Genomic DNA, 16,805 nt, shown 5'->3' on the forward strand with positions numbered 1-16,805 from the left:
ATTCTTTATTATTCGTGAATCAACCGAATCAAACTGGTCAGGCTACCCAGAACCGAACGTATGCTTTACTGGCGGTTGGCGAACTGCTCGTTGACCTGATTGGCCATGATCTGGCGGACAGCCTGCTGAATACCCGCGATTTCCACCGTTACCAGGGTGGCAGTCCGGCTAATATGGCAGCCAACATGGCCCGGCTGGGCAACAGAACAGCCCTGGTTGCAGGTGTGGGGCAGGACAACCTGGGCGCGTATCTGAAACAGCGGGTGGCGGAAGCGGGCGTGGATACCCGTTACATTGCCGAAGATGCACAGGCACCTACGAGTATCGTGGTGGTATCACGCACCAGAGGGACTCCCGATTTCATCGCCTACCGCCAGGCTGACTGCCAGATCCGGCCGGAGCACCTGCCCGATGAACTGCTGCAACAGTCGGCTATCTTTCACACCACCTGCTTTGCGCTCAGCCGGCAGCCGGCGCAGGATGCTATTGTGGAAGCCGCTGGACGGGCGTGTCGGTTTGGGGCTCAGGTATCTATTGATGCCAATTATGCGACTCCCATCTGGCCCGATCGAGAAGGTGCCCGGCGGGTCATCAGAAACTATTGTGCCTCAAAAGCCTTCGTGAAACTAAGTGAAGACGATGCTGCCCGCCTGTATGGTAGCCCTCAGTCGCCGGACCGGATCATCGGCGATTTTCACGAAATGGGGGCCCGCCTGGTCTGTCTGACGCTGGGCGCCGACGGCAGCCTGGTATCGTATGAGCAGGGACGGGAGCGCGTTCGTCTACCGGGTCGGCGCATTGACGTAGTGGATGCCACCGGTGCAGGCGATGCGTACTGGGCGGGGTTCCTGACGGCCTGGCTCGACGGTAAAACACCCGAACAATGCGCCTACGCCGGTGTTGCTTTGGCCGAAATGAAGCTTACCCGGAGTGGGCCACTACCCAATGCTATTTCGCGTGACGACCTATATAAACTTCCAGCGTAAAGGCAACGGCCGAATCATTGCTTACCCTCTATATGAAAAAAGCACGAAGGCGCTTAATGCGCCTTTTTTAATGACGATTTAATCATTAATCGGCACGATCTATATACAAAATAGAGTTATAGGTATACACAAGCGTTACAATTTTCAAATCTTATCAATTACTTAAGTTTTTATGACTAAGATCAATTTGAGTAATTCGCTGCTCGTAGCCTGCCTGTCTTTTGCGTTTGCAGCGTGTCAGAATGACCAGTTAGCGGACCAGAATCCTTCTCCTTTATCGACTGATTATGTTCGTTTCTCCTCCGGCCAACCCACGGCCCGCGTGAATGGTCAGAAACAAAAATACATTGTCGTGCTCCGTCAGGATGTAGACGTGACCACACTTGATGGTGAAACCGATTACGATAAACGCAGTACGAAAATGCGGGGCGTTATCAATAATATAGTGAGTGGAAAATTTGCTGACCGCGCCGAAGAGGTATACAGCAAAGCCCTGAAAGGGTTTTCAATCCGGCTCGACGCCGACGAAGTCAACGCTTTACGGAACTCGCCGTATGTTGCCTCCGTAGAGCCCGACCAGATGATTATCCTGAGAAAGCCTACCACCACTACCCCAACCGAGCCCAGCACGCAGGAAACACCATGGGGGATCAGCCGCGTCGGCGGAGCCGTTTCCTACACTGGTACCAACGTAGCCTGGGTAGTAGATACCGGCATTGACCTCGACCACGCCGATCTGAACGTTGATGCCAATCGGGGCCGTAATTTTGTGGGTGGAACGTCCGCCGATGATGATCATGGCCATGGTACGCACGTGGCCGGCACCATTGCCGCCCGGAACAATACCGTTGGGGTAGTGGGAGTAGCCGCCGGTGCCAAAGTAGTGCCGATCAAAGTCCTGGATGGCAGCGGTAGCGGCTCAACGTCGGGAATCATTTCTGCCCTGGATTATATAGCGTCTGTAGGCAGAGCCGGTGATGTCATCAACATGAGCCTGGGCGGGGGTGTTTCCAGTTCGCTTGACAATGCGGTGCTGAATACCGCTGCCAGAGGTTTTTTCCTGGCATTGGCTGCCGGTAACGAGTCGCAGAGCGCCACGAATGTGTCGCCGGGCCGGGTGAATGGAACCAATATTTACACCATCTCGGCTTTTGACAGTAACAACCTGTTTGCTTCGTTTTCAAATTTTGGGAATCCGCCCATCGACTACGCAGCGCCGGGTGTCAGCATTAAATCGACGTACCCGGGCGGTAGCTATGCCTTTATGAGTGGTACCTCCATGGCGACTCCACACATGGCCGGTGTGTTGCTGGCGACGGGAGGCCGGCCACGGGCAATTGGCCCGGTATCGGGTGACCCGGATGGTAACGCGGACCAGATGGTAGCGCGCTGATCAATCAGGCATAAAAAAAGAGGACTCACGGGTGAGTCCTCTTTTTTTATCCTTACTCCTGAGGTACCGAACTGTTTACTTTGGGATGATTCCGAAAACTTCGGATCAGAAAGAACAGCCCCATCAGGACCGCCGGAATGCTCAGAATCTGACCCATATTCAGGGCCATGGTATTTTCAAAGGCTTCCTGGTTTTCTTTGAGGAATTCGTAGAGGAAACGTAGCGTAAAAATCCAGACCATAAATAGGCCGAACAGCAGGCCACGGGGGGTGCGGGATTTGTAACGGTTCCAGAGCCCCATTAGAATAAAGAACAGGATCAGACAGGTAATCGATTCGTATAACTGCGCCGGATGACGGCTTACCAGCATATAATCCAGGTTCAGGCTGCCGTTTTTGATGGAAGTCATTACCTCTTCCAGCCGGGCCGGATTGGTTCGAATGGAATTGCTGAACGCCGAATCTTTGAATATAGGGTATTCATCCCTGGCTCTGACAAAGACAAATCCCCAGGGCACTGTTGTCGGTTTTCCGATAATTTCTGAGTTCATCAAGTTGCCCAGCCGGATAAACGACCCGGCCAGCGCTACCACAATGGCAATCCGGTCGAGCACCCAGAGGAACGTCTGCCCCGTTTTGCGGCTATTGGCCCGGCGGGAGTAGATCCATAACCCCAGGATGATCCCGATACCCGCGCCGTGGCTGGCCAGACCGCTGTAAGGCGGCAAGAGCACCTGCAGCGGATTTTTAAAGAGAAACTCCGGTTCGTAGAAGAGAAAATGACCAATCCGGGCGCCCAGCACAGTAGCCACTACCATAAACAGCAGCAGGTTATCGGTATCTTCAACCGGCTTTCCTTCCGTTTTGAAGATCCGCACCATAATCTGCATGCCGATCAGAAAGCCCAGGGCAAACAACAGACCATACCAGCGAACGGAGAAGGAACCAAGGTGAAAAATTTCGGGATCGACATCCCAAATAATGTATTGCAGCATAACGGATTGTTTTCGGAGTCGTTTTTGTTGCTAACGACGAAGGTCCAGTAACGGCCGGCTATTGCTTCGACCGTCAGCCGACAAATATAAACGTTTTCCCGAAACCGACTATGAAGCTTGTGCTGATTGGCTTTGTTCGCTTTTACCAGGCTGCCATCTCGCCTTATTTCCCGAATGCCTGCCGCTATACGCCTACCTGCTCGCAGTATATGATTCAGGCGGTGCAAAAGCATGGTGCGCTGAAAGGAGGCTGGCTGGGTCTGAAGCGAATCGGCCGCTGCCATCCCTGGGGAGGGCACGGATATGATCCTGTCCCCTGACTGACAAATTGGCGGAGTGAGGGGAGTTGCCCGGTTTTTGAACCATCGGGTTGCACAACCTTTTTAATAAAGACAATTGACTAACGACTATCGATTTGTAGTATGATGGAAATAACGGCAGATAACCGACTGAAGCGATTACTGGTTGTGGGTGACCGGGTCCTGATCAAACCCAAAGGGCCAAGCGAACGCACGTCCAGCGGCCTTTACCTCCCACCTACCGTGCAGGAACGGGAGCAGGTACAATCGGGCTACATCATTAAGGTAGGACCAGGCTACCCGATCCCGGCCGCTATGGAGGACGAACCCTGGAAAGAAACCGAAGAAAAGGTAAAATACATGCCGTTGCAGGCTCAGGAGGGCGATCTAGCTATTTACCTCCAGCGCAACGCCATTGAACTGGAATACGAAGGCGAGAAATACGTCATTGTCCCGCAGGCTTCTATCCTGCTGCTGGAGCGTTCGGAAGACTTGTTTGACTAAGCTATTTAAACACTATGCGCGTCCGTTGGTTGATTATCCTGTTGATACTTACTATTGGATCTACTCTCGTTATGGAAAGCGTAGCTAATCAGCGGAAGTCGCTCAAAGCGATTCTCGACGAAAAAAAAGATAATAGCCGGGTGGTGCTGGTATACGTCCGCGACGACGCCCAACACTATCTGATTGAACAACAGGATAGCTTCCGGCAGGTGGAAGATGAATTCCGGGAGCGCGACATGGAAATTATTGTCCTGGTAGCCTCTACCCTGATGGAGCCCGACCGGCAGTTTCTGATGCAAAGTGATTTTAAGCTGATTCCGGCCGAAGACTTCATGGGCTGGCTCATTGGTAAAGACGGTACGGTAAAGCACCGGTTTGCTCAGCCAATCGATCCCAAAGAGCTTTTTTCCCTTATCGACACCATGCCGATGCGGAAGCAGGAGATGAAGAAGCAATAGGTTTGGCAGGCAGTTCTCAGCAGGCAGTTGGCAGAGAAGAATGTCGACTGCCTGTTTTTTTGTATACAGGTGGAGATTTGCCCACTTCGGTATATCTTTCCGCCATGAGTGAGCGACTATTAATCACCGGAGCCAGCGGCAACGTCGGCACTGAAACGATCAACGCCCTGACGGCTTACCCCACCGCCGATTATCAGGTAGTGGCCGGCGTACGCAACCCGACAGAAGACCGCGCCGGCGTACCCGACACCGTCAGCGGCCTGGTCCGGCTCGACTTCACCAATCCCCGCACCTTCGACACCGCCCTGGAAGGCATTGACCGGGTGCTGCTGGTGCGACCTCCCCAACTCGCCGATGTAGCCAGGTACTTTGCACCCTTTGTAGGTGCCATGCAGCGGGCAGGGACGAAGCAAGTGGTTTTTCTGTCCTTGCAGGGCGTCGAAAACAATCCGCTTACCCCCCACGCCAAGATAGAAAAACTAATTACCAACGCCCATCTCCCCTACACCTTTCTGCGGCCGGGGTTCTTCATGCAGAACCTCAGCACAACGCACAGGAAGGAGATCCGTGAACGCAATGAAATCTTTGTACCGGCCGGTAACGGCAAAACCAGCTTCATCGACGTCCGCGATATTGGGTCCATAGCCGCCTTATCCTTAAGGGATACCGGACATATTAACAAAGCCTACGAGCTGACGGGTAGTGAAGCCCTCACGTACCACGAAGTAGCCGAAATTCTGTCTGAGGTATTGGGCCGGACGATTACCTACACCGATCCGTCTATTTTCCGGTTTGTCTGGCGCAAACGCATACAGGAGAACGTTTCACTGGGCTTCGTGCTGATTATGGTTACCCTTTATTCCGTTGCCAAAGCCGGTCGGGCCGGTGGTTTAACCGATGAGGTACAGCAGTTGCTGGGTCGCCCACCCATCACCTTCCGGCAATTTGCGGAGGATTATAAAAAAGTGTGGATGTAAACCGTACTTATCTCTTGTGGGCAAAAATAGAAGTACTACCGATATACTATGACTGTTCAAACCGCTTACCAAAAAGCCATTCTATTTGCTGCGGCAAAGCATCAGGAAGAGGAGCAAACCTTACCGGGAACCAATCTGCCGTATGTGGTGCATCTGAGCAACGTAGCCATGGAGATACTGATTGCCGGGCATGCAACAGGGACCCTCGATCTACCATTTGCGATTCAGGTTGCGCTCCTGCACGACGTGCTGGAAGACACCGCTACAACAGCCGGTGAGTTAACATCGCAGTTTAGTATTGCGGTTGCCACTGCCGTTGCTGCATTGACTAAAAACAACGCCCTTCCTAAATCCGAAAAAATGCAGGATAGCCTCAACCGAATCAGAAGCTGTAGTAAAGAGGTTTGGGCGGTCAAACTGGCCGATCGGATAACCAATCTACAGGAGCCGCCCAGCAGTTGGTCCAAGGCGAAAAGGCTCGACTATGTTGCAGAAGCTCATACCATACTTTCCTTTCTGGCCGGCGCAAATGAGTATCTGGAGGCAAGGCTGCAACAGAAAATACATGACTATGAACAGAATTACTGCGGCTGAATTCTCAACAAATAATGTCTGCCCCGTTACGCCGTTCAGACCATGAACTTATCAGTAAATCAATCGAAATCCTCGAACAGAACCTAACCTGGTTACGGCATTAACTCTTTTAACTTAGGCATAAAATAAGCTACCTCATCATAAAGACCCAGTAGTTTATAGACGCCTACTCCCATTTTATTTCTTTCTTCTTCGGGAAGAGCATCCAGGGAGGCTCGCATTTTGCGGAAGTTCTGCGCGTCCTTTTCCATGAATACTGCAGACCGGTTATACTGGCTCTCGGCGAGTTGAATGCGCTCCTGAGGAGTAAGCGTATTGGTCAGCCGGTTAATTCCGATATATACCAAACCGGGGTGCGGACTATCGGAGTCGACGAGACACTTTACGTAATAGACTATTCTGGCCGATGCTTTGTCGCCGGGCTGCAACACCAGATTGAAATCTCTCAGGATGATCTGCGAGACATGCTCCTTAATCACAGGCCCCAGCGGATCGGCCTCGATTTGCGGCTGATTAGCCACAAAAATGCTGTCAATGTATGTCCACGACCGAGTCTGCCGTAACTGGTCTATTTCCTCAAACAGGAAGGGTATACCCATTGCCGCCAGTCGGGCCTTGGCCGCTCCAACGGCCTCTCTGCCCAGCGCCGATTTTTCGACACTGACCGTGTAAGCGACTTTGCTCAAGTCGGCTTCGTAGTTGGCCCGGGCATCGGCGGTAATAATCATTTTTTTGCCATTACTGTCAATGGTCTGATACTGATTGCAGCCGACCAGGGCCGTGCACAGCAATACATATAGCCAACGCATAAGAAAAAAGGTAAGGTCCGAAATGCTTATATCGCTCTAATTTACAGCATGGTAACTAAATTTTATTTAAGCCTTGGGCTGAATTTATTTTGCGGCAGTTCAACGTACCTCTGTGCTTCAGCCCGTTCTACGGAAATTAATTAGCCCGGCGCTCTGTTATGGCCTAACTATGACTTTTCACGATTTAAACCTCAACAAACCGCTGCTCAGCGCACTCGACGATCTGGGCTTCACGACGCCAACAACCATTCAGGAGAAGGTCTTTTCGGTGGTGATGTCCGGCCGTGATGTGTGTGGCATTGCCCAGACCGGAACGGGTAAGACCCTGGCCTACCTGCTACCCTGCCTGCGACAATACCAGTTTTCGAAAGAAAAGCTGCCGCAACTGCTCATCCTGGTGCCCACCCGCGAACTGGTGGTGCAGGTAGTCGAAAGCATCCAGAAACTCAGTAACTACCTGAACCTGGTAGTGGTAGGCGTATACGGTGGGGTGAATACCAAAAGCCAGATTGCTGACGTACAGGCCGGGGTCGATGTGCTCGTAGCTACACCCGGCCGCCTGATCGATTTGACCAGCGTTGGGGTACTGAAGGTGAAGAATGTAAAACGGGTTGTTATTGACGAAGTAGACGAAATGCTCAACCTGGGCTTCCGCCCGCAGCTTACGCGCATTTTGGATGTATTGCCGCCCAAACGGCAGAACCTGTTGTTTTCGGCTACACTGTCAGAGGAGGTAGAGGGACTGCTGGATGCGTATTTTGCCAGTCCTGTCCGGATAGAGGCCGCTCCGGTCGGCACCCCGCTTCAGAACATCGACCAGATAGCCTATGCTGTACCGAACTTTCATACCAAGGTAAATCTGCTGGAAGCCCTGCTAAACCGCGATTCGGGTTTAAGCCGGGTGCTGGTGTTTACCGCTACCAAGCAGTTGGCCGATGACCTGTATGAAGAACTGCAACCCAGGCTAAAAGAGGACGATACCATCGCCGTCATTCATTCCAATAAATCGCAAAACCACCGGTTCGAGAGCGTGCGGCAATTTCAGGAAGGACAATGCCGGGTGCTGATTGCCACGGATATCATTGCGCGGGGACTGGATATTGCCGACGTATCACACGTGGTAAATTTCGATATGCCGGAGGATCCAGAAACCTACATCCACCGCATCGGCCGGACAGGTCGCGCCGACAAACGGGGTACCGCCATTTCGTTCATTACTCAACGCGATCAGGAATACCAGACGGCCATCGAGTCGCTGATGAATTACGCCATTCTGATGACTCCCCTGCCCAAAGGCCTAACGATTTCCGATGAACTGATGGAACACGAACAGCCAAAGGTTACCATGAAAAACATCGTGGTAAAGTCATCCCGACCCGAAGACGGCGGTGGCGCATTCCACGAAAAGATTGACAAGAATAAGAAGGTAAACGTCCGCCGGGACCATGAAGCCGAAAAGCGCCAAAAATATGGGCGCCCGATCCGGAAGACGCGGCCGAATAACTGACCGTTCAGTACTGAAATAACAAAGCCCCGGCAGAAGACTACCGGGGCTGGAAAAGCATAACAGTGAAAGAACGACGCTTTACTCCTTTTATTGTGTGGCTTGAGCAATAGTGTAAGTATTTTTCAAAATATTTTCAGTCGTCCGTAATTGTATCGCGTCACAGACGCGGACCTCGCCCGTCTCACGATACAATTACGGACGAGCACGAGCTAAAGCCCATGGGTACGTTCCTGCCTCAGCACCACATACTCCAGCACCAGCGCCCAGTTGTGAGCCTCGCACTGCCAGCGGATGTGCCAGAAAGGTAACCCCGCCGAGAAATACACCAGCGGGTTTTCGTAGGCGGATAGCATACCCGCCACAAAGAAGTGAAAGCCGGCAAAGTCTCGTTCAATATTCTCCAGTGAAACCGCGGGCGGGCGCTGACCCAGTCGCAGCAGCGAGGTGGCCAGCAAGATCTTGTCCAGCCGGTTCCGGACTTTATTTAACTCCAGCTCGGTATCCCGGATGAGTTTTTCGCGGACCGATTGTAGCTCAGGTGGTTCGAAGCCAGCTATCAATCGACTCAGATGGTAAATAATCAGGGAGGTGCGGGCGTAGTTATGGGCACAGCGGAACGGATGGGTGCGGTAACGATTCGTTGCGACAATGGAGCGCAGAAACGCCAGGCTATCGGTATCGTGCTGCTTGAGGGGAAGTTTGTACTGGTAGATACAGTACAGCATATTGCACAGAGCGCAGGCATCAAACTCAATCGGCATGTTTTTGCCAAACCAGGTAGAATAGGCCCGCAGCGACCGGTACTGCCGGAAGGTATTCCGAATGGTTAGTTTAGAACCATTAGCGTGTTCCACCAGCTTTTCTTTCAGCCAGAGCAACTCCTCCGGAGTGGGCGGGCTGGTCAGATAAACCATGGCCGTATCGTCAATATCGTCCGGAATACGGAAGTGCTCGAAGTGACGCATCACCAGGCCGTGCGGGAAATGGCGCGATGGATGGGTCTGGTAAAAGTTATAGGTCTTTAGTCCGTCTTTATTACGGAACAGTTCGTAGGTCGATACACCACGGGCGGCAATATCGTCAATGAGCCGCTGCGCTTCAGTTGATACCCGGCTATGCAATTGTCGGAGGGTAAAAATCGTTATAGCCGTAAAGAACACGTTGGTATCGGGCCGGCGATAAAGCCAGTAGGGGTTGACGCGATACGAGGGTAGCAGTCCCCACGGAAAATAGCGTTCGGATCCCCGGTTGCCGCCTTTCGACTGAAGCTGCGCGATACGGTTGAGGATATCTTCGGGAGTGTACTGCATAATGGGTGCGCCAAAAATAAGCAATCAGCGCCATTCGGTTGTAGCCTGCCTGAACCGCTGGTTGAATCCCGCGACGGTTCGTCCCTAAAATCTTGTAACTGTACCCCTGTCGTGTTAGTTTAGATTATTAATCAGGCAAACAGCGCTATGACACCTTTACGAAAACATGCGATCCTCCGGCGGGTCAAAGACATAACCATCGGTACTACCCTCAGTATTGCGCTGCTCAACGGCAGTGTGCTGCTGCAAAGCTGTGGTACCAACCAACAGGAACAAACGACCCAGAACGGACAAACCCAAACCGCGTTTCGCGAAGGGGTCTTGACGTACGTTACGGAAACATCACCCGGCAACTTCCGCATTACGGATGAAGTACAGGCCGATCCCAGCCGTGCCGGCGCTATCGTGAATTACCACGACGGTCACCGCGACACCCTGAGTGTGGAAGCGGCCAAACGGCTCGTGCAGAACGACCCTTCAACCAGTCAGTACTTTAATAACCCATCCAGTTACGGCACGCACCACGGCAGCGGTTTGGCCAATGTGCTCCTGTGGGGTAGCCTGGGCTATATGCTGGGCCGGTCTATGACACCCCGGTACGGCTATGAACAGCGTTTTCAGTCAGGTGCGTACGCCAATCCGAATGTATACAACAAGTCGACACAACTGAGTGAGCGGGTTCGGTCCTCCCGAGTCAGTCGTCCGGCCGGTGGACGCAGCGGGTTCTTTGGCGGCAACCGAAGCAGCAGCAGCCGGGGTTATTCATCTTAGTCCCGGTTTCCTGTATGTTGCCAACCGTACCGCAGCGGAATATTCTGGAATGGTTTCGGCCCAGCGTGGCCGAACGTTACGAGATTTTTCAAAACTTTGGTCCCGAACTGGGACCCTTCCCGCGTGGGGTATTAACCATAAACGGGCCGCTGAGTGCGACGCTTGAAACGCGGTACGGCACCTACACCATTCAGCGGCAGTCGCTCTTCACCAATCTTTTTGTTATGGATACGGCCGGAGCGCTGGTGGCTGAGGTCCGGACCGGATGGTGGGGAAAACGCCGGATGGTCTTTTCCGATGGCCGTGAGTTTCACTTTTCAGCGTCCAACGTGGTGCGCAGCCGCTGGCTCTGGAGTAATGCCGAAGGCGAACCCCGCGCCATGGTGAAGCAAAATCAGATCTTTTTTTCGCCCGACTGGCCGGTGAAAGAAGGTATGTCGTCGCTGATGGCCGGCATGACCATCTATTTTATGCTGACCAGGCCTTCTTTTTTCAGTATGTTTTCGTGATCAGTTCCTTACGTTAGCGACCATACCGGATACCGGCTGCCTTCTTTGCTTATGATCCAACTCCGTCAACTTTCCGTGAGTCCAACCCAGCAGCTTCGTAATATCGGCTGGGACTGGATGCTGGGCAGCGATACCCTGCCCTACCTGACCAACGAAGCCGTGGTGGTGCGCAGCGCCGAAGCCGAAGCCTACTACAAAGCGGCCAATCAGTTGTTCGATATGCTGGTTGAAGCCGGGCAGCACGTCATCGACAACAACCTGTTTGCCGAACTGGGTATCCCGGAAAACCTCATTGACCTGATCAAGCTTTCCTGGGACGACGAACGGCATATTCACCTCTACGGGCGCTTCGACTTTGCCGGTGGCCTGGATGATGAGCCTATTAAGCTGATTGAATACAACGCCGACACGGCAACCTGCATCCCCGAGACCGCCGTGGTGCAGTACGCGCACCTGAAGGCGAACCGGCTGGATGAGCAGCAGCAGTTCAACAGCCTGTACGAAACCCTGGTTGGGCAGTTCCGCGAACTGGAGCGGCTGAACCCCGACCTGCCCCCTACCCTGCTGCTGTCGGCGATGCGGGGTGTTGCCGAAGACGACGCCAATGTAGCCGTGCTGGGCGAGGCCGCCCGTGAAGCCGGTTTCGATGTCGACTTTGACTATGTCGATAACGTGGAGTTCTCGGCGGGCGAAGGGGTATTCCGGCAGAATCCGGAGACTGGGCAGTTTGAGAAGTTCAGCTACTGGTTCAAGCTGGTGCCCTGGGAGTATATCGGCGAGGAAGAGCCTGACCTGGCCCGCATCCTGACCGAAGCCACCCGTGCCAGGCAGGTGATGGTGCTGAACCCGGCTTATACGCTGCTGTTCCAGTCGAAATACATCCTGAAGGTGCTGTGGGACCTCTACCCATACCATCCGCTGCTGCTCAAAACCGACGCCCGGCCGCTTACCGACCGTCCCTGCGTGGAAAAGGTCCTGTTTGGCCGCGAGGGCGCCAACGTCCGGATTCTGGACGAACAGGGCCGGGTAAAACAATCAGCCGACGGCGATTATGGCGATTATCCGAAGATCTACCAGGAGTATGTAGAAATGGTGCACGACTCGTCGGGGAACCGTTACCAGGCGGGGGTGTTTTTTGCCGGCGAAGCCTGCGGCCTGGGCTACCGCCGGGGTGGGGTCATTATCGACAACGGGGCTCAATTTGTGGGGCATGTAGTCGACTAAGCGTTTTAGCAACCGGCAAGGCAGAACTAACTGCCCATTATTCCGTATATTTACTGAATACTGTCGCTCCCGCACCAGGCTTACATTGGTGCGGGAGTTCTTCATCAAAGCCTTGACCCGTATGAAACCCTTACTGCTATCCATACCCCTTCTGTTGCTGGGAACGGCGCTGCTGGCCCAGCCCGATGTTCAGAAACGCTATCAGACCAAACTCATCACCGCCGACGACGGCAGCACCATCGATCTGGACGAAGGCCGTTTTACCTTCACCGGCAGCCTCTCGCTGGAAGACAAAAAGAACATCATCATCCGCGGCAAAGGGCCCGGCAAAACCATACTCAGCTTCATGGGGCAGACCGACGGTGCCGAAGGCCTGCGGGTATCCAACGCCGAAAACATTACTATCGAAAACCTGACGGTTCAGGACACGAAGGGCGACGGGATCAAAACCATGAACGTGAAGGGCATTACGTTCCGGAACGTGACCGTGGAGTGGACCGGCAAGCCCGGTAAAGATAACGGCAGCTACGGACTTTACCCGGTGCAGTGCGACAACGTGCTGATCGACAACTGCACCGCTATTGGCGCTTCGGATGCCGGTATCTACGTGGGGCAGTCCCGGAACATTGTGGTAAAGAACAGCAAAGCGTACCACAACGTAGCGGGTATCGAGATCGAGAACTCTACGGATGCCGAGGTATTCGGCAATGAAGCTTACAACAACACGGGTGGTATTCTGGTGTTCGACCTGCCCGACCTGGTGCAGAAACGCGGGGGCCGCGTGCGGGTATATAACAACAACATTCACGACAACAACTACCCGAATTTTGCACCGAAAGGAAATATCGTGGCGAAAGTGCCGGAAGGCACGGGCGTGATGATTCTGGCGACCAGCCAGGTGGAGTTGTTCAACAACCAGATTATCCGGAACAAGAGTCTGGGGACAGGAATTTTCAGCTACTACGTCACCGAGATACCCATCAAAGACAAAGACTACTACGCCTACCCCACGGCCATCCACATCCACGACAACGTATACGAACGTAACCACGGCCGCCCGACCATGCAAGGCCGGCTGGGTAAGCTGTTCCGCTTTAAACTGAAGTTCGGCAAGGACGTGCCGCACATCCTGTACGACGGCATCATTGACCCGAACACGCGGGATGCGGCCGGTACCATCCGGCCCGACAAACGCATCTGTATCCAGAACAACAAAAACCAGAGCGTTGCTAATATCGACGCAGAAAATGGCTTCAAAACCATTTCCCGTGATATGTCGGCCTTCGACTGCCGGCTGGAGCCGGTGCAGGTGGTGACGCGGAAGTGAGCTTATGCAAAAGACCATTCTAATACTTTTACTCGCCATAACTACCTACCTCTCCCTCGGGTACCGCCCGGCTGCGGCAACGAAGGAGAAGCTGTCGGAGTATGGCTTTTTTACGGGCGAACTAGTCGGGCAGCAACCGGCACCGGGCATAGTACCGTACCGGCTGAATACCCCCCTGTTCTCCGATTATGCCGAAAAGCTGCGGTTTGTGAAACTGCCGGCGGGCCAGACGGTAGCGTACAACGCCACCGATGTACTGGCGTTCCCCGTCGGCACGACGCTGATAAAAACATTTTACTACCCCAACGATTTTCGGGACCCCGCCAAAGGTCGCCGATTGATGGAAACGCGCCTGCTGATGCATGAGCCCTCGGGTTGGAAGGCGCTGACATACGTCTGGAACGATGCGCAAACCGATGCCTTTCTGGAAGTTGCGGGTGACACCAAACAGGTAAGCTACGTTTTTGAGGACGGTAAAAAGCGCAGCCACGCCTACACCATTCCCAACGTGAACCAGTGTAAAGGCTGCCATAACCGCGAGGAGAAGATGATGCCCATCGGACCGTCGGCACGACAACTGAACGGTGACCTAACCTACACCGGCACCTCAGAAAACCAATTGCTACATTGGCAGAAAGCCGGCCTGCTCACCGGACTGCCCAACCTGAACGACTGCCCCAAAGCACCCGTCTGGAACCAGCCTGAAACAGGTTCACTGGAGGCCCGCGCCCGCATCTGGCTCGACATCAACTGCGCCCACTGCCATAACCCCAAAGGCCCCGCCATGACCTCGGGCCTGAACCTGAGCGTTGACGAAACAGACCCCACGGCCTTAGGCATCATGAAAGCCCCCGTAGCGGCCGGACGCGGCTCCGGCGGTCGCGATTTCGACATTGTACCGGGCAAGCCCGATGCCTCCATCCTGCTCTTCCGCATGGTCTCTACCGACCCCGGTATTATGATGCCCGAACTTGGCCGCAAAACGACCCACAAAGAGGGTGTTGATCTCGTACGGGCCTGGATCAAGGGAATGAAATAGCGATTAATTATCTTTACACCGTTTACATTGAGAGCAAAGCAGAAGGGGCTGCCTGAATTACTGTGAGTGTGGCTGGTAAGAATATCCAGAGGCTGAACGATAAATGGATGCGCGTCATCGGCGTACCAGTGTTGTCCTTAATTGGGCAGTGGATGATGTACGGCTATACCAATGTTCCTTATCCCGACGACTGGCGCATCCCCGTTTTCTTTGTGCTGGGCACCATGGTGGTCTGGGAATGCAACCGCTGGGGCATTATCTTCTCCCGCCGGCGCTACCCCGATCAGGCGCAGACCCTGGAGCGGGTCCTGTTTCAGCTAGGCTGGTTCATTGTGTTTGCCAGCCTTGTGCGGATTTCCCAGACATACCTCTACCACCTGCTTGGGCTCTGGGATACGGAGCATATCATTGAATTCAGACCCTACTTTTTCAATACACTGGTTTCGGTGGTTGGCACGGCCATGGTGGCGGCCTATTTTGAGGGAATGTATCTGTACCGGCGCTGGCGGATTTCGTTCATCGAAACGCAGGAGTTGAAGAAGGTAAACCTGCAAAGTCAGCTTGATTCATTAAAAACGCAGATCAACCCGCATTTCCTGTTCAACAACCTGAACTCCCTGTCGTCGCTGATTACCACGGATGCCCGGCAGGCAGAAGAGTTTCTGGACGAGCTATCGTCGGTGTACCGTTACCTGCTTCAGCAGAACAACCGGGACCTGTGCCCGCTTATCGACGAGATCAACTTCATCAAAGCGTATTTTCATCTGCTCAAGACCCGGTACGGCGACGGTATCTTCCTGGAAGTCGACGTAGAAAACCGGTATATGCATTACCTGATTCCACCCCTGACGCTGCAGGTGCTGTTTGAGAACGCCATCAAGCACAACATCATCGCTACCAGTCAGCCGCTGACCATCCGGCTGTACACCCGCGAGGGTAACCTGTACGTGGAGAATAATCTGCAGAAAAAGAAACTGGCGGTTCCTTCCAGCCAGATCGGCCTGCAGAACATCATGATGAAATACCAGCTACTCGCCCAGTCGTCGGTGCTCGTTCGCGACGACGAAGAGAAGTTTCTGGTGGGTATGCCCCTGATAACCCCCTTGCGGGAAGGGCTTGCCGTGTAAGTTATTTTTTTCGGGGCATTTTTCCCTGAAGGTCGTACAGGCTCCTGGTCTTGACCTTGTAACGGGCCGTGTACGTATACCGAACGGCCAAGCCGAAACTCATGCCGTCGCCGTTGGCGCGAAGCGAAGCGATCTGGTAAGGCTGGGTGTTGACGCGGTAGGTAAAGTCGGTTTTCAGCGAATTACCCAGGCCCCAGTTCCGACGCGCTACCAGACCCACATCCCAGCGTCCCGACAGCCGCACATTGTATTCCAGGCCCAACTCCAGCAAACCGCTTGGCTCCCGGTTGGTTGAGGTCCGGCTGATCAGCAGCAGCGTATCCGGTGTTTGCCGGAAGCCCCGGTAGCCAAGCCCTTCCAGGGTAAAGCTCCGCACGGAACCGGCGTTCGGGATAAGCCACGCACCGGCGGTCAGCCAGAAGCCCGACCGGCGCTCTTTGCGGCTGGTCGATAAAATCATGTACCGGGAGCGAAAGACAAACCCGTTTTTCTCGTTCTGCAGCCGTAGGGTGTACTCGGGCCGGCTGTTTATCGTCAGCGAGCTGTTTATCGGTGAGCGGGCATACCCCCATTCCAGGCCCCATTGGTCGCGATCGGTAAATCCAATTAACGCGCTCCATCCGGTTCGGGTTACCGGCCGGGAGCTGAGCAGGCCATTGAATGAGTTATCCAGACGGCTGTTGTCGGTCCGCAGAAAACCCTCTCCGCTCAGGTACCAGCGCTCCGTTACCCGATAGCCGTTCTTAAAGCCCCATTTTTCAAAATTTCGTCGTTCCTTACCGGGGAGGTAGTAATCGTACAGGCTTTGGGCCGACGACACTGCGGGTAAGAAGAGGGCATAAAGTAGTAGTACGGAAACGTATCGGTTCATAGGCAGACTGGTTGGATTAGCAGGGAGTCAGGCTGACTGATTGTCAACCCTATATACGAAAAAAAAGAATAGAACGTTGCAAAATAATCTGCTTTTTTATTTAACT

The 16,805-nt window shown here is 53.7% G+C and carries 18 protein-coding genes; 14 read left to right on the top strand and 4 right to left on the bottom strand.

Annotation, left to right across the window (positions count from 1 at the left end; all coding sequences use genetic code 11):
- Positions 1 to 14 precede the first annotated feature (14 nt).
- Positions 15 to 986 (top strand): carbohydrate kinase family protein, encoded by a 972-nt coding sequence (locus ABD949_RS24615; RefSeq protein WP_345248019.1) that lies wholly within the window; start codon positions 15 to 17, stop codon positions 984 to 986.
- Between the two features lie 172 nt (positions 987 to 1,158).
- Positions 1,159 to 2,379, top strand: coding sequence for a S8 family serine peptidase (locus tag ABD949_RS24620; protein WP_345248021.1), 1,221 nt, complete (start codon positions 1,159 to 1,161; stop codon positions 2,377 to 2,379).
- 52 nt (positions 2,380 to 2,431) lie between these two features.
- On the opposite strand, the gene lgt is transcribed toward ABD949_RS24620, so the two are convergent.
- Positions 2,432 to 3,373, bottom strand: a complete 942-nt coding sequence (lgt, locus tag ABD949_RS24625) for a prolipoprotein diacylglyceryl transferase (RefSeq protein WP_345248023.1) — start codon at positions 3,371 to 3,373, stop codon at positions 2,432 to 2,434.
- A gap of 110 nt (positions 3,374 to 3,483) precedes the next feature.
- On the opposite strand from lgt, the gene yidD reads away from it, so the two are divergent.
- The 5 genes from yidD to ABD949_RS24650 all read left to right on the top strand — a co-directional run bounded on the left by yidD (position 3,484) and on the right by ABD949_RS24650 (position 6,205).
- Positions 3,484 to 3,693 carry a membrane protein insertion efficiency factor YidD gene (yidD, locus tag ABD949_RS24630; RefSeq protein WP_345248025.1) on the top strand — a complete coding sequence of 70 codons (210 nt, stop codon included), beginning with the start codon at positions 3,484 to 3,486 and terminating at the stop codon, positions 3,691 to 3,693.
- A gap of 102 nt (positions 3,694 to 3,795) precedes the next feature.
- Positions 3,796 to 4,176, top strand: a complete 381-nt coding sequence (locus tag ABD949_RS24635) for a co-chaperone GroES (RefSeq protein WP_345248027.1) — start codon at positions 3,796 to 3,798, stop codon at positions 4,174 to 4,176.
- A gap of 14 nt (positions 4,177 to 4,190) precedes the next feature.
- Positions 4,191 to 4,634, top strand: a complete 444-nt coding sequence (locus tag ABD949_RS24640; RefSeq protein WP_345248029.1) for a DUF4174 domain-containing protein — start codon at positions 4,191 to 4,193, stop codon at positions 4,632 to 4,634.
- A 104-nt stretch (positions 4,635 to 4,738) separates the two neighbouring features.
- Positions 4,739 to 5,611, top strand: coding sequence for an SDR family oxidoreductase (locus tag ABD949_RS24645; protein WP_345248031.1), 873 nt, complete (start codon positions 4,739 to 4,741; stop codon positions 5,609 to 5,611).
- Positions 5,612 to 5,659: 48 nt separating this feature from the next.
- Positions 5,660 to 6,205, top strand: coding sequence for an HD domain-containing protein (locus tag ABD949_RS24650; RefSeq protein WP_345248033.1), 546 nt, complete (start codon positions 5,660 to 5,662; stop codon positions 6,203 to 6,205).
- Between the two features lie 92 nt (positions 6,206 to 6,297).
- Here the strand turns inward: ABD949_RS24650 and ABD949_RS24655 are convergent, their stop codons facing one another.
- Complete coding sequence (locus ABD949_RS24655) at positions 6,298 to 7,014, bottom strand: hypothetical protein (protein WP_345248035.1); 717 nt, start codon at positions 7,012 to 7,014, stop codon at positions 6,298 to 6,300.
- A gap of 169 nt (positions 7,015 to 7,183) precedes the next feature.
- On the opposite strand from ABD949_RS24655, the gene ABD949_RS24660 reads away from it, so the two are divergent.
- Positions 7,184 to 8,521 carry a DEAD/DEAH box helicase gene (locus ABD949_RS24660; protein ID WP_345248037.1) on the top strand — a complete coding sequence of 446 codons (1,338 nt, stop codon included), beginning with the start codon at positions 7,184 to 7,186 and terminating at the stop codon, positions 8,519 to 8,521.
- A 209-nt stretch (positions 8,522 to 8,730) separates the two neighbouring features.
- Here the strand turns inward: ABD949_RS24660 and ABD949_RS24665 are convergent, their stop codons facing one another.
- Complete coding sequence (locus ABD949_RS24665; protein WP_345248039.1) at positions 8,731 to 9,831, bottom strand: hypothetical protein; 1,101 nt, start codon at positions 9,829 to 9,831, stop codon at positions 8,731 to 8,733.
- A 147-nt stretch (positions 9,832 to 9,978) separates the two neighbouring features.
- On the opposite strand from ABD949_RS24665, the gene ABD949_RS24670 reads away from it, so the two are divergent.
- The 6 genes from ABD949_RS24670 to ABD949_RS24695 all read left to right on the top strand — a co-directional run bounded on the left by ABD949_RS24670 (position 9,979) and on the right by ABD949_RS24695 (position 15,828).
- Positions 9,979 to 10,602, top strand: a complete 624-nt coding sequence (locus ABD949_RS24670) for a Cj0371 family chemotaxis-regulating polar lipoprotein (RefSeq protein ID WP_345248041.1) — start codon at positions 9,979 to 9,981, stop codon at positions 10,600 to 10,602.
- Positions 10,603 to 10,616: 14 nt separating this feature from the next.
- Positions 10,617 to 11,111, top strand: a complete 495-nt coding sequence (locus ABD949_RS24675; protein ID WP_345248043.1) for a hypothetical protein — start codon at positions 10,617 to 10,619, stop codon at positions 11,109 to 11,111.
- 51 nt (positions 11,112 to 11,162) lie between these two features.
- Positions 11,163 to 12,335 carry a glutathionylspermidine synthase family protein gene (locus ABD949_RS24680; protein ID WP_345248045.1) on the top strand — a complete coding sequence of 391 codons (1,173 nt, stop codon included), beginning with the start codon at positions 11,163 to 11,165 and terminating at the stop codon, positions 12,333 to 12,335.
- 121 nt (positions 12,336 to 12,456) lie between these two features.
- Positions 12,457 to 13,662, top strand: coding sequence for a parallel beta-helix domain-containing protein (locus ABD949_RS24685; RefSeq protein ID WP_345248047.1), 1,206 nt, complete (start codon positions 12,457 to 12,459; stop codon positions 13,660 to 13,662).
- Positions 13,663 to 13,666: 4 nt separating this feature from the next.
- The gene (locus ABD949_RS24690) at positions 13,667 to 14,701 is read left to right on the top strand and encodes an SO2930 family diheme c-type cytochrome (protein WP_345248049.1); all 1,035 of its coding nucleotides are present in this window, start codon (positions 13,667 to 13,669) and stop codon (positions 14,699 to 14,701) included.
- Between the two features lie 68 nt (positions 14,702 to 14,769).
- Complete coding sequence (locus ABD949_RS24695) at positions 14,770 to 15,828, top strand: sensor histidine kinase (protein WP_345248051.1); 1,059 nt, start codon at positions 14,770 to 14,772, stop codon at positions 15,826 to 15,828.
- Between the two features lies 1 nt (position 15,829).
- Here ABD949_RS24695 and ABD949_RS24700 read toward each other — a convergent pair whose 3' ends face one another.
- Positions 15,830 to 16,699: a hypothetical protein gene (locus tag ABD949_RS24700; RefSeq protein ID WP_345248053.1), complete on the bottom strand. Its 870-nt coding sequence runs from the start codon at positions 16,697 to 16,699 to the stop codon at positions 15,830 to 15,832.
- Positions 16,700 to 16,805: the final 106 nt, after the last annotated feature.

This window comes from Nibrella saemangeumensis, assembly GCF_039541915.1.
GTDB classification, from domain to species: domain Bacteria; phylum Bacteroidota; class Bacteroidia; order Cytophagales; family Spirosomataceae; genus Nibrella; species Nibrella saemangeumensis.